Origin of the sequence: Haloarcula sp. DT43, from assembly GCF_037078405.1 — an archaeon.
Lineage (GTDB): Archaea > Halobacteriota > Halobacteria > Halobacteriales > Haloarculaceae > Haloarcula > Haloarcula brevis.
The window spans coordinates 113934-127231 of sequence record NZ_JAYMGZ010000003.1; the positions used below are offsets into that span (position 1 = coordinate 113934).

The 13298-nt window shown below is 67.2% G+C and carries 13 protein-coding genes; 5 read left to right on the top strand and 8 right to left on the bottom strand.

The window, feature by feature from the left end:
* Positions 1-243 precede the first annotated feature (243 nt).
* Positions 244-1011, bottom strand: coding sequence for an IclR family transcriptional regulator (locus VI123_RS12435; protein WP_336338382.1), 768 nt, complete (start codon positions 1009-1011; stop codon positions 244-246).
* 307 nt (positions 1012-1318) lie between these two features.
* On the opposite strand from VI123_RS12435, the gene VI123_RS12440 reads away from it, so the two are divergent.
* The gene (locus VI123_RS12440) at positions 1319-2212 is read left to right on the top strand and encodes a GAF domain-containing protein (protein ID WP_336338383.1); all 894 of its coding nucleotides are present in this window, start codon (positions 1319-1321) and stop codon (positions 2210-2212) included.
* Between the two features lie 283 nt (positions 2213-2495).
* Here the strand turns inward: VI123_RS12440 and VI123_RS12445 are convergent, their stop codons facing one another.
* Together VI123_RS12445 and VI123_RS12450 are read right to left on the bottom strand one after the other, a co-directional pair.
* The gene (locus tag VI123_RS12445; protein ID WP_336338384.1) at positions 2496-3740 is read right to left on the bottom strand and encodes an inorganic phosphate transporter; all 1245 of its coding nucleotides are present in this window, start codon (positions 3738-3740) and stop codon (positions 2496-2498) included.
* A 162-nt stretch (positions 3741-3902) separates the two neighbouring features.
* On the bottom strand, positions 3903-4796 hold the full coding sequence (locus tag VI123_RS12450) for a hypothetical protein (RefSeq protein ID WP_336338385.1): 894 nt from the start codon (positions 4794-4796) through the stop codon (positions 3903-3905).
* A gap of 149 nt (positions 4797-4945) precedes the next feature.
* On the opposite strand from VI123_RS12450, the gene VI123_RS12455 reads away from it, so the two are divergent.
* The 3 genes from VI123_RS12455 to VI123_RS12465 all read left to right on the top strand — a co-directional run bounded on the left by VI123_RS12455 (position 4946) and on the right by VI123_RS12465 (position 6560).
* Positions 4946-5260: a hypothetical protein gene (locus VI123_RS12455; protein WP_336338386.1), complete on the top strand. Its 315-nt coding sequence runs from the start codon at positions 4946-4948 to the stop codon at positions 5258-5260.
* Between the two features lie 271 nt (positions 5261-5531).
* Positions 5532-5786 carry a hypothetical protein gene (locus VI123_RS12460; protein ID WP_336338387.1) on the top strand — a complete coding sequence of 85 codons (255 nt, stop codon included), beginning with the start codon at positions 5532-5534 and terminating at the stop codon, positions 5784-5786.
* Positions 5787-6065: 279 nt separating this feature from the next.
* The gene (locus VI123_RS12465; protein WP_336338388.1) at positions 6066-6560 is read left to right on the top strand and encodes a DUF3592 domain-containing protein; all 495 of its coding nucleotides are present in this window, start codon (positions 6066-6068) and stop codon (positions 6558-6560) included.
* Between the two features lie 97 nt (positions 6561-6657).
* Here the strand turns inward: VI123_RS12465 and VI123_RS12470 are convergent, their stop codons facing one another.
* A complete protein-coding gene (locus tag VI123_RS12470; protein WP_336338389.1) occupies positions 6658-7281 on the bottom strand; it encodes a hypothetical protein in 624 nt (207 codons plus the stop codon).
* Complete coding sequence (locus VI123_RS12475) at positions 7278-8510, bottom strand: outer membrane protein assembly factor BamB family protein (protein ID WP_336338390.1); 1233 nt, start codon at positions 8508-8510, stop codon at positions 7278-7280. The genes VI123_RS12470 and VI123_RS12475 overlap by 4 nt, the downstream gene beginning before the upstream one ends.
* 837 nt (positions 8511-9347) lie before the next feature.
* Here VI123_RS12475 and VI123_RS12480 point away from each other — a divergent pair.
* Positions 9348-9875, top strand: a complete 528-nt coding sequence (locus tag VI123_RS12480) for a hypothetical protein (protein ID WP_336338391.1) — start codon at positions 9348-9350, stop codon at positions 9873-9875.
* Between the two features lie 62 nt (positions 9876-9937).
* On the opposite strand, the gene VI123_RS12485 is transcribed toward VI123_RS12480, so the two are convergent.
* Genes VI123_RS12485 through VI123_RS12495 form a run of 3 tightly spaced genes read right to left on the bottom strand, consistent with a single transcriptional unit; the run spans position 9938 to position 12970 of the window.
* Entirely contained in the window at positions 9938-11017 is a 1080-nt protein-coding gene (locus VI123_RS12485) for a hybrid sensor histidine kinase/response regulator (protein ID WP_336338392.1), read from the bottom strand.
* A 4-nt stretch (positions 11018-11021) separates the two neighbouring features.
* On the bottom strand, positions 11022-11498 hold the full coding sequence (locus tag VI123_RS12490; RefSeq protein ID WP_336338393.1) for a response regulator: 477 nt from the start codon (positions 11496-11498) through the stop codon (positions 11022-11024).
* A gap of 11 nt (positions 11499-11509) precedes the next feature.
* Positions 11510-12970, bottom strand: a complete 1461-nt coding sequence (locus VI123_RS12495; RefSeq protein ID WP_336338394.1) for a sensor histidine kinase — start codon at positions 12968-12970, stop codon at positions 11510-11512.
* Positions 12971-13298 lie beyond the last annotated feature (328 nt).

Genomic DNA, 13298 nt, shown 5'->3' on the forward strand with positions numbered 1-13298 from the left:
AAGCGTCGCCCCGACCGCGACCCGAGCGTTCGGCGAAGGTGTTCGCATAATGTGAATGTGGTCGGTTCGGGCCGATGGGTTCCGCGTCGGATGCCTGGCGCTGTGACCGCACGGTTCCAGGCGAGGCCGACCTTCGTCGACTGGGACGGACAGGGGCGTCGGAGCGAGGCCGGTTCGCCGAGACTAACACGCGTACAGACGTTATTTTCACCGGTGAAGGGCAGTGATATCCTGGTCAGCCGGCTACGACCGGAGCCGGGATTCCAGTGTGTCTACGGCCCCGAGTAGTTGCTCGCCCAGTTCGTTGTCGATGCGAGTCCTGTCTATCCGGTATTTCGGCCCGCCCACGCTCAGGCCGCCGAGGACCGTCCCGTCGTCGCGGTGGACGGCCGCCCCGACGGCGACGAGCCCGGGCGCGAACTCCTCGTCGACGACGCCGTACCCGCGCTCGGCGGTCGCCGCCAGTTCGTCGAACAGCCGCTCCCGGTCCGTGATTGTGGCCTCGGACTCCCGTGGCAGCCCCCACTTGTCGAGTACCCGCTCGACGCGGGGCCGGTCGAGTTCCGACAGGATGGCCTTGCCGGCGGCGGTGTTGTGGAGGTAGTACTCCGACCGGTAGTCGGCCTCCTCCTCCGCGGTCGCCGTGTTGCCAGACGTCCCGTGGAACATCAACAGCCGGCCGTGCTCGAAGATGGTGAAGTTGGCCTCCTCACCGGTCGTCTCCGCCAGGTCTTCGAGAACGGAACTGACGCGGTCGCGGTTGGGGTACCGCGCTCGGACTCTGTCCCCCAGCAGCGCCACCCTGAAGCTCACCCGGTAGACCCCATCTGTCTTCACCAGATACCGGCTGTCACGGAGCGTGTCGAGGTGGCTGAGAATCGAACTCTTCGGACTGTCGACCAGCCCGTCGAGTTCCGCCAGCGTGAGCCCGTCGTGTTCCAGGACCAGCGTGAGAATCCGCAGCGACGTCCGGGTCGTCTTGAGGGTTCGGCGTTCGGTATTCTCTATCATACGACAGTGGTGCCACGCCGGTCGCATAACTGTTTTCATAATGCGAACGCCACCGCTCCGAGCGCAGTTTATTCGCATTATGTGAATTTCGGGTGCAAGTACTGCCAGTAATCAGCCGTCGAGCGGGGACGACCCTGGGCCGCGACTCGCCGGAATGGTAACTTCAGTGACTGTTGTGTCCGGTCCGGTCGGACGCGTGCGTCAGCCGGACACGGGCGAGTGACTGTCCGACGGGAGAGCGTCGGATACGGGAGGCAGACCACACGAAGGTTTTTATCCGGCGTCCGTGTGAGTTGTCCACAGGAACATGGGTAGTCCACGAGACAGACCGTCGGCGTCGCTTGACGAGGCGCAGTGGCCGGAACTGGTGTCGAGCGTGCAGCGGCTGACCGGCATCGGCGTGTGGTCCCACGACGTGGCGACCGATGAGACGTGGTGGAGCCGACAGGCCAAGGAAGTCCACGGTATCGACCCGGACCGTCAGCTCTCGTTTGCCGACCTCGTGGCCCAGTACACTGACAGCGACGAGGCGGAAGTGCTCCGCCGATTCGCCGAGGCGACGTCCGAGACAGAACCGTTCACCGTCGACGTGGCACTCACCGGCGCGGGCACGACCGAGCGGTCGATAAAGATGCACTGTGAACCGCGTCGAACGGCGGCGGGTGACCTGTGGTTGTACGGGACCGTCGAGGACATCACCGACGTGAAGCGGCGCGAACAGCGCATCGAGGTGCTCCGGAAGACGAGCCAGGAACTCCGGGCCGTGAGTTCCCGGCAGGACGTGGCGGAAATCATCGCCGACGCCGCGAAGAACATCCTCGGGCTGGTCAACACGACGGTTCGGCTGGTCGACACCGACGCCGAACTGCTGCGAACCGTCGTCGCCACCGAGGAGTGCGTCGAGCGTGCCGGGGACCGACCGGATTACTCGGTGGACGAGGAGACCCCAGCCGCCCGGACGTTCCGGACGGGCGAACCGGAGCTTCACGCGGACCACGACCTGACCGCGGACGACCACAACCGCGGCGACCTGCAGTCGGGCCTGTACGTCCCTATCGGCGAGCACGGCGTCCTCAGCGCCGGCGACGTCGTCGTCGACGCGTTCGCGGAACACGACCTCGAAGCCGCCGGCCTGCTGGGCCAGCTCGGAGCGGAGGCCATCACGCGCATCGGCTGGGTCAAGCGGTCGCGGGCGGTGTGAGGCGGCGGAGCGCGCGTCGGACCACGGGCGTAGAATATCGAGGTACTTGCTCGCCAGAGAGGTATCTAAAAAGAATTTTTGAGTGTAGATAGGAGGATTTAGATGTGGATAGTACATCCTGAAACCATATTTCGGATTTTGATTCGCGTCCACCGATTGCGCTCAGTTCTAGGACCGGTTCCGGTCCTATCTCGACTCGGTCTGGCGGGACCGCAGTGGCGAATGCACCGTCCAGCACCCGCGTCGGGACCCGACGGTCGGAAACTCCGTCGGAGCCGCCGGCTCACAGCAGGAACTCGAACACCGGATAGGACGCGGCGACCGACAGCGACGGCGTCAGGACCCAGAGGACGACGATTCGCTTGGCCGCCCGCGGGTCGAAGAGGCTCCGCTCGTCCAAGTCCGCCGGCCCCTCCGCGCCGATGTCCGGCACGTCCGGCACCTCGTTGGGCCTGTCCATCGGCTCCCGCTCCCGGGCGATGTCCCCGATTGTCGGGCTCGCTGGGGCCTCTTCGACGCGGGAGGTGACCAGCGCGCCCGTCGAGACCTCAACATCGGGCCGCTCGGGCGCGGGCGTCGCCAGTTCCACCAGCGTGGCCGCCCGGCTCGCCCGCCCCCAGCCGAGCCCGATAATCGTCGACGTCGTGCTCACGGCCAGGCTCGCGGGTATCCCGAAATACGAGAGCACCGTGATGACCGTCCCCCCGACGACGGAGACAATCAGCGACGCGAGAATCGGGAGTTCCGTGATGTCGTCCCCGACCGTCTCCAGGGTCCGCCGGGCGATGGTGAAACTGCCGACCCCGAAGGCGAACACCGCGAGCAGGACGCCCTGGTCGACGGTGAGCGACCCGCCCTCGCCGACGAGCGGGGCCACGGCGTTCGCCGCGTTCGACGCCCCAGCGGAGAACGCCATGTAACACGCGATGACGATGACCGACAGCGAGCCGGCGATGTCCCGCGGGGAGGCGTTGGAATTGAACCGGGGCCGGGGAACCGTCCCCGACCGGTCGAGCTGGACGAGATGGAGGTCGAACTTCGTGAACGCGACGTAGCGGTCGAGGTACGGGTAGATGTAGCGGCCGACCACGCCCCCGATGGTCAGGCTCAAAAGCGGCGCGACTATCCACGCCGAGACGATAGTGAACATGAGCGCCTCGTTGAGCGTGCCCGACGCCAGCCCGAGCCCGACGATAGCGCCGACGGCCGTCATCGATGTCGAGGCCGGCACGCCGTAGAGGTTCGAAATCAGTAGCGACGCGCCGGTGAAAAACAGGACGGCGACGCTCGCCAGGGGCGTGAACTGGGCCGCGGGCACGATGTTGCTGCTCATCGTCGCGATGACGTTCCGGCCGACGGTCCACGCGCCGAGGAAGGCGAAGCCGACGAACAGGATTCCCGCCGTCGTCTTCCGGACGAGGCGGGACCCGACCGCCGGGCCGAACGCCACGCCCGTCGACGACCCACCGATGTTGAACCCGACGAACACGGCGACGACGACACCAGCGAGGAGGAGTAGTGACACCATCGTGCTGTTCCCAGGTCACAATGGCCCGACTGTCGTATATAATTCCCAGCATATCTATCCGGGCCGACAGGTGCGAGGCCGTGCCCGTCTCGGTAGCGGCGAACCGTAGAAGTGACAGGCGCTAGGCTAGACGGCCGCTCGACGGTCGAGCAGAGCGTGTACCTACGCCCGCTCGACGTCGAAGCCCTCGTACGAGAGTTCGGCGAGGTAGAGGCGGCCGTCGTAGCGCACTATCCAGATGCCACGGTACTCGTTTTTCTCGACGGCCTCGTGGCGGTGGAACCGCTCTAGCACCGACCGGAACCCCTCGTCGGAGTCGCTGTCGGCGTAGTAGGTGTCGTTGATGGCTTCGGTGACGACCGACCGCTCGGCGTCCGAGAGGTCCGAGAGGGCGAACGCGTACTCGGAGCGGAGGTGTCCGGCGTAGGCGTCGGTGCTGCTGGCGACGACGGTCGCGGTATACCGGCGGGTCAACACGGTGGTCGGCTCGGTGTCTTTGACCGTGACGGGGTAGGTTTCCCCCTCGTAGCGGACCGCCTCGGTGTCGTTGTCGAGCAGGACGGACTCCTCGCGTTCGGACGCGTTGTAGGTCGCGTCGAAGTGATAATCGGAGCCCGGCCGGGTCGTGACCGGAACGGGGGGCAACACCGTGTCCAACATCGCCCGGTCGCGGGCCGAGAGGTCCCCGTAGGCGACGGTCGCACTGTCCTGGGCGGTCCCGTTGTAGTCGATACCGAGCCTGTATGCGGTCCCGGGCTGGCGGTCGACCACCGACCACGAGACGTTGTAGTATCGCCCCTCGGACCGGAACGGCAGCCCGGCTTCGACGGGCGGCTCCTGGCTCCGGGCCGTCGCCGAGCCGTTTTCGATGGCCGCGCGAACGACCGCTCCGGTGTCGCCCGGGCCCTCGTCTCGGTCGGGCACCGGCCGGCTCGCCTCTTCGGCGACTGTGTCGTCGGTGGCCGATTCAAGCGCCAGTGACCCCGCGGCCGAACACCCGGCCAGCAGGGCGAGCACGAGCAGACCCCCGGCCGCGAGGGCGCGTCGTCGGTTCATACCGGTCGGTGAACGGGGACCACGAAGTGGCTTCCGTAGAGTAAAGAGCGGATTTGACCGTCACCGAGCCACAAACGGCGGTGCCGACCGGCGGGGCGGCCCTCGACGGGACAAAGCACTGAAATGGTGCTCCCCCGAACTGGCAGGTGATGGAGCGACCAGGGAAAACACAGCTCCTGAAACTGGGGGGCCTCACGGTCGCACTGGTACTGGTACTCGCCGGCCTCCCGTTTCTCAGCCGGAACGGGTACATCAGCGGGTCGACGGCCCTCGCGGTCTTCGGTGGGCTGACAGTCGTTGCAGGGGTCTGGAAGGTCCGCTCGCCGGAGAAACACGACACCGTCCTGGGAAACGAGGAGGCCCACGCCGAGTCGACGGTCCGGTGGCGGCGGTTCGACGAACGCCTCGGCGGGGTCGCCATGGTCGGTGTCGGGCTCGTGTTCATCTTTCTCGGGCTCACGTGAGTTCCCACCGACTGTGGCCCCGTACTGGCGACAGAGCGCCGGCAGAGTGACAGTCGTCCACCACTTCGGCGCGTGACTGACCGCGACGCCGCAAGGTGACTGCGTGTCGTCGACCGTCCGCAAGGCAGTCCAGTAAGTCGCTACGGTGGCGGCGGCCAAATTCGTCGTGACGCCACAGATACTGAACCGTGTAGCGGAGGACCCGCCAGCCCCGAACGGAACAGTCTCGTCCGTCGACAGTTTATTGCCGGCGGCTTCCAAACTCGGGCGTATGTCGCCCTCCAGTGAACTCACCGAGCGAGAAGTCCGGTCGATTGTCCGGGAGGAAATCGCTGGGACGGCCCGCTCGCTGTTGGGAACGGTCGTCTGGACGGTCCTCTCCCTCTTCGCGGTCCTGGTCGGTCTCCAGTTGGTCCAACTGGCGCTGTACACGGCGTCGGTCGCCGTGGCAATCGGGTTCGCACTCGTCGGGACAGTCGTGCTCGGTGCGAGCCTCTACCTGCTCTATCTCCTGCACTGGGGCTAGAGTCGTGCGGGAGAGCCGGTCGCGTCCGTCGGGGAGGCCGAATCCAGGTACTGCAGCAGGAGACGCACAGGTATTTATGCGCGACGACAAGAACGGGAGCGTGTATGCTGCCCTCCGAAACTGCCGCCCAGCCACGTCCACGGGGAAACGTACAGCCGACCGGTCCGCCGTGTTCGCTACGTCGCCGGGCTCCGGGTGAGTGGGTCGTGCCGCGATTTACCGCGCGGTCCGGAAACGGGAGGCAACCGCCGGCAGTCGAACGGCCGACGGGAGGACGGGATGGCTGACGATTCGGGCGTCAGCATCAGCGGTCCGGACAGCCCGGGGAAGGCAGTGCTGTACGTCCTCGTCGGCCTCGCTATCGCCGGGTACGGCGGGTTCGATTACGTCCAGCAGACGGAAGCGGTCCGGAATTCGGTCGAGGTGGACGCGACAATCGTGGAGCGGGGCATCGAGACCGACAGCGGAACGTCGTCGAACCCGGGCGTAGAGTACGAACCGACCGTCGCGTTCGAGTACACGTACGACGGGACCGACTACACCGGGACGAAGCTGTACCCGGCAGACATAGCGCGGAGCTACGACTCGCGGTCGGAAGCCGAATCGGTACTCGAACCCTACGAGCGGGGAACGCGGACGACCGCGTACGTGTCGCCGGACGACCCGAGCGACGCGTTTCTGAAGAACGAGACGTCGAGCGCGCCGATAGTGGCGGTCGGGCTCGGCGCGCTGTTCGCCCTGCTGGGGACGGCGTCCGCTGTGAGACAGTTTTGAAGCGACCGGACGCGGTCGCTGTTTGCCCGAGTCGCCCCGGCGTTCGTACTGCGGCTTCGGGGACGGTCCCCGCCGTCGACGGTTCGCTGGCGGCGCGTCACCCCTCGTCGGCGTCGGTCCCGACCCACAGGTCGGAGCCGACGGCGAGGGCCATGGCGCTCGCCGGGACGACCAGCGCCAGTCGGCCGCCGACCGGGAGCGCGACGCCGGCCAGCGAGACCGCGATGAGCCCAGCGGCGAGCAGCGGCGGGCCGGCGAGGGCGGCACCGAGCCGGCGGTTCCCCGACTGGAGGTAGCCGAGGCCCCAGCCGAGGAGGCCGGCGGCCGCGAGCAGCGACGCGAGGGCCCAGACGAGGATACCGGTGAGTTCGCTCCCGAGGTCGTTCGGGCCGGCCGTGGTGACGAGCAGGGTGCCGAGCACGCAGACCCCCGTCCCGAAGAGGGCGGCGAGTGCGAACGCGCCCTGCAGGCGCGACATCGCGTCGCTGTCACGCCTGAACAGCGCGCCCAGACCGAGCGTCACGAACACGTTCGCGGTGACGACGAGCGCGGGGATGAGCGTCCGCTGGGCCCAGATTGCGCTGAACCGCGGCGGTGAGAACACGTACGAATCCCCGGGTCGCGGCGCGGGCCAGAACTGGAGCGGGACCACGGCGACGAGCAAACACGCGACACTCAGACCGAGCAGCAGGCCCGCAATCCGATAGAGACGACGGTTCATGCGGGTCGCTCACCCCCGAGGGCGACCACTGTCCCGGCCGGCGAGACGCTCACGAGGCCGCCGTCGAGCACCGCCAGCGAGACGGCCCGGTAGTCGACCGGGTACTGCCAGGTCGCCTCGCCGAAGCGCCTGGTGAAGGCGGTGAGGCCGACCTCGCGCTGGGACGTGACGACGGCGTCGCCGGCCGCGGCGGTCACCGCCCCGCCGATGTCGATTTCGGAGCACCACCGGGGCTCGGGGGGCCCGTCGTCGGTGCGGTCGAACGCGAACGTGGCGCTGGACGACTCGCCGGGCCGCTCGATAGCGTAGACGCTGTCGGAGGTGACAACCGCCGACTCCATGGCCCGCCCGCGGTCGATGCGCCACTGCTCGGTCCCGTCCGGAAGCGAGCGACCGAGCAGGTCGCCGTACGTGGTGGTCAGATAAGCCGTCCCGTCGGCGACGACCGGGTAGCCGGTAGCCCGGTCGTCGCGCCGCCAGCGCTCCTCGCCGGTCGCGGCGGCCAGCGCCACCGTCTTCTCGCCGGTGACGACGACGGTGCCGTCGGCCACGGCCAGCCGCGTCCCGTCGACGGGTGCCGTCCACTCCCGCGCCCCGCTCGCGGTATCGAACCGAACCACGCCGTCGGTCGTGGGAACGAACAGAGCGTCGTCAGTCACCGCCGGAACACCCGCACCGACTGGGTCGGTATGTCGCCAGACGACGCTCCCGTCGGCGATGTCGAGTCCGAGGACGCCGTCGGCGGTCCCGAGAAAGACCCGGCCGTCGGCGACGACCGGCGGCGCGAGCCCCTCTCCGATGCCGACGGCCGACGGGACCGTCGCCGGCGTGAGCGCGCGCGTCCACTGCCGGGTCCCGTCGCGGAGCGACAGCGCGACGACGCCGGCCGACGACGTCGCCACGACGGTCTCGTCGGCGACGACCACCGGACTGGCCGCGGCGGTATCGTCGCCCGTAGACGAGGTCGGAAGGCTCGTTCGCCACTGGACCGACGGCGTCGCCGAGTCCGTCCGAACCGGGGCAGCGCCCGTGTTCGCCGGGTCGAACCGCGGCGACGGCCACGAACCGCCGGGGACGGTCTCGAACCCCGAACCCGCGTCGGCCGAGTCAACCGTGTGAGGCGGGTCCGGGAGCGCGTCGTCGGGACACGACGACGAACAGCCTGCGATGCTAGCGACAGTGCCGGTGGCGACCGCTCCGAGGAACGCTCGCCGCGACGTGGAGGGCATCGGCCGCCGGTTCTGCTAGCTCGATAAAAAATATTGGCACGTGGTCCCGCGGGCGGAGAACAGCCATCGGGAGGCCCAGTGGCGGCGCCCCGGTAGCCGGTTCGCGGTTCCGTCGCCCGCAGAGCGGCGGCGAGAGGGCCCTGGCGACACGTGTTGGGCGTTGTTCCGGAGAGCGGGGTCGGGATGGCGACGGGCACGTAGTGTGCCACCCGTCACCCGCCACAGTCAGAGGCACGAGCGGGCTCTGGACCCGAGGCATGGGGTAAAGCGGTCGGGCGCGCCGTGACGCGTCGCCCGGAGTGGGGACCAGAACCCGTTTAGACGTAATGCAGTCCTGCAGGTTATCTCTTATGGCGGTGCGTCACACGGTGACGAGTCTGTGCTACACGACCCCAGGACCAGGCCGCTCGCGATCTCTGGAAAATGGTGGGCAGCCGGGGGGAGTGGCGTGCAACACCATCGGGAGTCGTCATCCACGACGACAGGTCCTGGACCCGTACCAATCGACGAACTCGGTCGGATTCAGGGGGAACCGAGCGGGGACCAGAACCTACCAACTGGTACGTAGCTGGTACAAAAAATCGTTGTGATGTTTTACCCCATTTCACTGGCTCTGCGACTGTTGAGCGACCGTTTTCCGACCCAGAAACCGCGGTGACCCCCCACAGACAGGCGTCGGGCTCGGTGATTAGACACAACGATACCGCCAGACACCCCACAGCGAGTGCCGCGACCGCGGGGCTGCCCAGCACCGAGTCGGGAGCCGCCCGCCCGAACGCGGCCCGCGCCCCGAGTCACGACACAAGAGTTATTGAGACGGCCGCGACTCGGGCAGACATGCGACGTTCTCGGCGGGCCTTCGTGACCACTCTGGTGGCTGTCGGAAGCGGCTGTCTCGGTTCGTCCCGGGCCCCGACGCCGACGACGGAGCCCGATGCCGACGGCGACGGCGTTCCCGATGCCGTCGACGACTACCCCACCGACGCCCGGCGCGCGTTTCGCTCGTTTCGGATGGCCGGGACAGAGACCCTCCAGCCCGGCCAGTTCTCGGCGGTCGCGCTCATGAACTCGCCGCGGGCGAGGGGCGACGTCCTCCACTACGACGTCACCGTCGAGGGGAGCGCCGGGGTTGACTGTCTCGTGTTCGACAGGGCGGCGTACGACGCCTACCAGGACGGGGACCGCGACGTGGCTATCGTCCCCGAGTACAGCCGGACGGGCGTCACGGAAGCCACCCTCACGCGGACGCTCGACGAGGGCGAGTACGTGTTCTCGCTGGACTACACCGACCTGCTGACCGAGCCCGGCGACGCGAGCGCCACCGTGCGCCGGTCGCTCTCGCTCAGCGAACCGGCGAGCGAGTGACGGGACCGGGCGTGGCTGCCGGAGTCCCCGCCGGCCTGCACGGCCGTCCGGAGCGTATCGAATCACTCCCGGTTCAGTTCGACGCGGAACACCGTCCCTTCCGGGTCGTTGTCCGCCACCCAGATGCGCCCGCCGAACTCCTCAACGAGCGTCTCGGCGAGATACAGCCCGATGCCGGTCCCGTTGCTCTTGTTCCCCTGTTTCCCCTTGCCGAACAGCTGTTCCTTCCGCTCGTCCGGGATGCCGGGGCCGTTGTCCGCGACGGCCACGCGGGCCACGTCGTCGGTGGTCTCGACCGAGACGGTTACCTGCGGCACGTCCTTGTCACAGTGCTGGACGGCGTTGTTGAGGAGGTTCCGGAAGACGGACGACAGCATGCCGTTGGCTTCCACTGCAATGTCCGGGAGGGTCGAGGGGTAGTCGAACTCCGCGTCCGGGTAGGCCGATTCGGCTTTCCGGCACTCGATAGAGAGGAGGTCGTCGAGGCGGACGGTCGTCAGCCGCATCGGCTCGCTTCCCCCGACGAGCTGCATGTACTCCCTGGTGTTCGCAGTCATCTCCTCCATGTGCTCGACGGTGTCGAGCGCGTTGTCCAGGTAGGTGTTCTCGCCGTCGGCCACCATCTGTGCCGTGTCCAGCCACCCGGTGAGGACCTGCAAGTCGTTCTTCAGGTCGTGTCTGAGAATCCGGTTCAAGACCTCCAGTTGCTCGGAGGTCCGTCGGAGTTCGGCCTCTCGGTCCTGGCGTTCCAGCGCGTAGCGGACCGATTTGATGAGCCGGTCGCGGTCCAGGGACGCCTTGTTGAGGTAGTCCTGTGCCCCCTGCTGGAGGAGGTCCACCGCGGCCTGCTCGTCCTGGAGCCCCGTCAGGACGATGACGGGCAGGTTCCCGACCACCCCCTCGATGCGTTCGAACGTCTCGATGCCGCTGCTCTCCGGCAGACCGAGGTCGAGCAACAGGAGGTCGAGGCCGTCCCGTTCGAGCCTGTCCAGGCCGTCCGTGAGCGTCGTCTCGTGGTGTACGTCGACGGAGCCCGGAATGAAGACGGTGGTCGTCTCCCGGAGGTGGCGCTCGATGAGCGTGGCGTCGTTGGGGTTGTCTTCGATGAGGAGGACCGATAGAACGTCGTCTGACGTGCTCATGTACTCATTCGGTCGGTGGGAGTTTCACAATCGAGAACCAGAAGTTCTCGATTTCGCGGACGATGTCCTGAAAGGCCTGGTAGCCGACCGGCTTGGTCAGGTAGGCGTTCGCGGAGTGTTCGTACGATTCGACGATGTCCCGCTCGGCCTCCGAACTGGTCAACACGACGACCGGGAGCTTCTTCAACACCGGGTCCTGCTCCATGTCCTCCAGTACCTCCACGCCGCCCTTGCGGGGCATCTCCAAGTCGAGGAGGACGATGTCCGGGCGGGGCGCGTCGGCGTACTCGTCCTCCTGCCGGAGGAACTGTATCGCCTCCACGCCGTCCTGGACGACGTGGAGGTTGTTGAGCATCTTCCCCTCCTCGAACGCCTTCCTGGTGAGTTCGATATCGTTCGGGTTGTCCTCGGCGAGGAGTACCTCGACTGGCTCCCGGTCTTGGGATAGAGACCTCTCAGATGGTGACTCGTCGGGCGTCATCAATAACAACTCTACTCAGGTATGGTGAAGATGAAAGTTGAACCTTTCCCTTCTTCGGATTCGACGCGGATGTCGCCGTCGTGGCGGTCGACGATGCGCTCGACGACGGCCAGCCCGATACCGCGGGCTTCGCTTTCGGTCTGGTAGTTCCGGCCGCTCTTGAATATCTTGAATATCTCGTCCTCGATGTAGGGGTCGATACCGTCGCCGTCGTCCGCGACGGTGAACCGACAGCCCTCGGCCGTCTCGGTCCCGGAGACGGTGACCTCGACGGGGTCGTCGCCCGAGTGCTGGAGCGCGTTCTTGATGAGGTTCTGGAACACCTGCCAGAGCTGGTCCCGGTCGGCGGTGACCGTCGGCAGCGACTCCACCGTGATGGTTCCGCCGTTCTCCTCGGCGAGCACCTGCAGGTCCGTGACTACTTCGTCGACGACCGCGGCGGTGTCGACCTCCGACATCTCGTCCCCGCGGGTGGTGACCCGGGAGTAGTCCAGGAGCCCGTTGACCATCGAACTCATCCGCTCGGCCCCGGTCACGACCGTATCGAGGTACTTCCGCCCCATCTCGTCGAGGTCGTCCCCGTAATCCTCGGCGACCAGTTCCGCGTACCGCGACACGGTGCGGAGCGGTTCCTGGAGGTCGTGTGAGGCGATGTAGGCGAAGTCCTCCAGGCGCTCGTTCGAGGCTTCCAGTTCCGCGACTGTCTCCTCCAGTTCCGCCCGGACCTCCTGGAGCTCGGTCACGTCGCTGTACAGGAGGTAGGCGCTGTCCTCGCCGAAGGGGACGACCCGGAGCTGGTAGTGTCGCGTCCCGTCGGCGGTGTCGACGGTGACGGTCTCTTCGAGCGGCTCGCCGTCGAGGACGTGGTCCCGAATCCGCGCCACCGCCGACTCGTCGTGAGCGGCGACAGCCGACAGCCGGTCGCCGGTGGAGGGCGCGGAGAACGCCGACCGGAAGGCGTCGTTCGCCCGCCGGATGCGGACGTCCGTTCCCGTAGCGCTCACGTCGACTATCTCGGCGGACGCGTTCTGGAACAGCGCCTCGGCGCGGTCGCGCTCGCGCTGGGCCGCCTGCGTCGTCTGTTCCTGCTGGGCGCTCGCGTAGCCGACGAACGAGCCCGCTGCGGTGCCGCCGATGGCTATCTGTGTCATGAGGAGGTACGGCTTTATCTCGCCCTGGATGAGTTGGACGCCGACGACGAGCAGCGCCAGCGTCAGCGTCCCGAGCCCGCTGAGGAGCTGCCAGCGGACGACCGAAGCGAGGTAGAGCCGCTCGCGGTTCCGGTAGAGCCAGTAGCCCGCCAGGAAGATGCTGCCGGCGAGGGCGAGCGGGAAACTGTTCTCCAGGACCGTCGTCCAGAGCGGTTTCCCTTCGACGACCCAGTCGACGTAGATGTCACGGACGATGACCCCTGACAACACTGCCGCGACGAGTCCCGAGAGACAGAGATACACCCGCTTGCTGTAACGCATTACTTCGTGATTGGCAGTCGGACCGTTAACGTTTGGGAGAAATGTAACTGAAACGTACGCTGAGAACACGAGCGGATGTGTCGAGGCGTCGGACCGGGCGGGCGGCCGGAGACCGCGTTCGACCGGAGCCACGGGGGCGGTCTCCAAATCGCGGACACTATCATACTCCCTACCTGTCCGGCCGGATAGATGACTGCATCCGGAGCAATCGGGCTGGTACAGGCCAGTGCAACCCACATTACGGCGCCGACCCGACCGGTCGCCACCGTCCCGGGCGCTGTCAGGTCGCCCGAGCGGAGCGCCCAACCTTATGCCGCGTGACTATAAT

Bases quoted from the DNA above. Each gene is read 5' to 3' on its own strand.
- VI123_RS12435 (WP_336338382.1), bottom strand. From the start codon at position 1,011: ATGATAGAGAATACCGAACGCCGAACCCTCAAGACGACCCGGACGTCG.
- VI123_RS12440 (WP_336338383.1), top strand. From the start codon at position 1,319: ATGGGTAGTCCACGAGACAGACCGTCGGCGTCGCTTGACGAGGCGCAG.
- VI123_RS12445 (WP_336338384.1), bottom strand. From the start codon at position 3,740: ATGGTGTCACTACTCCTCCTCGCTGGTGTCGTCGTCGCCGTGTTCGTC.
- VI123_RS12450 (WP_336338385.1), bottom strand. From the start codon at position 4,796: ATGAACCGACGACGCGCCCTCGCGGCCGGGGGTCTGCTCGTGCTCGCC.
- VI123_RS12455 (WP_336338386.1), top strand. From the start codon at position 4,946: ATGGAGCGACCAGGGAAAACACAGCTCCTGAAACTGGGGGGCCTCACG.
- VI123_RS12460 (WP_336338387.1), top strand. From the start codon at position 5,532: ATGTCGCCCTCCAGTGAACTCACCGAGCGAGAAGTCCGGTCGATTGTC.
- VI123_RS12465 (WP_336338388.1), top strand. From the start codon at position 6,066: ATGGCTGACGATTCGGGCGTCAGCATCAGCGGTCCGGACAGCCCGGGG.
- VI123_RS12470 (WP_336338389.1), bottom strand. From the start codon at position 7,281: ATGAACCGTCGTCTCTATCGGATTGCGGGCCTGCTGCTCGGTCTGAGT.
- VI123_RS12475 (WP_336338390.1), bottom strand. From the start codon at position 8,510: ATGCCCTCCACGTCGCGGCGAGCGTTCCTCGGAGCGGTCGCCACCGGC.
- VI123_RS12480 (WP_336338391.1), top strand. From the start codon at position 9,348: ATGCGACGTTCTCGGCGGGCCTTCGTGACCACTCTGGTGGCTGTCGGA.
- VI123_RS12485 (WP_336338392.1), bottom strand. From the start codon at position 11,017: ATGAGCACGTCAGACGACGTTCTATCGGTCCTCCTCATCGAAGACAAC.
- VI123_RS12490 (WP_336338393.1), bottom strand. From the start codon at position 11,498: ATGACGCCCGACGAGTCACCATCTGAGAGGTCTCTATCCCAAGACCGG.
- VI123_RS12495 (WP_336338394.1), bottom strand. From the start codon at position 12,970: ATGCGTTACAGCAAGCGGGTGTATCTCTGTCTCTCGGGACTCGTCGCG.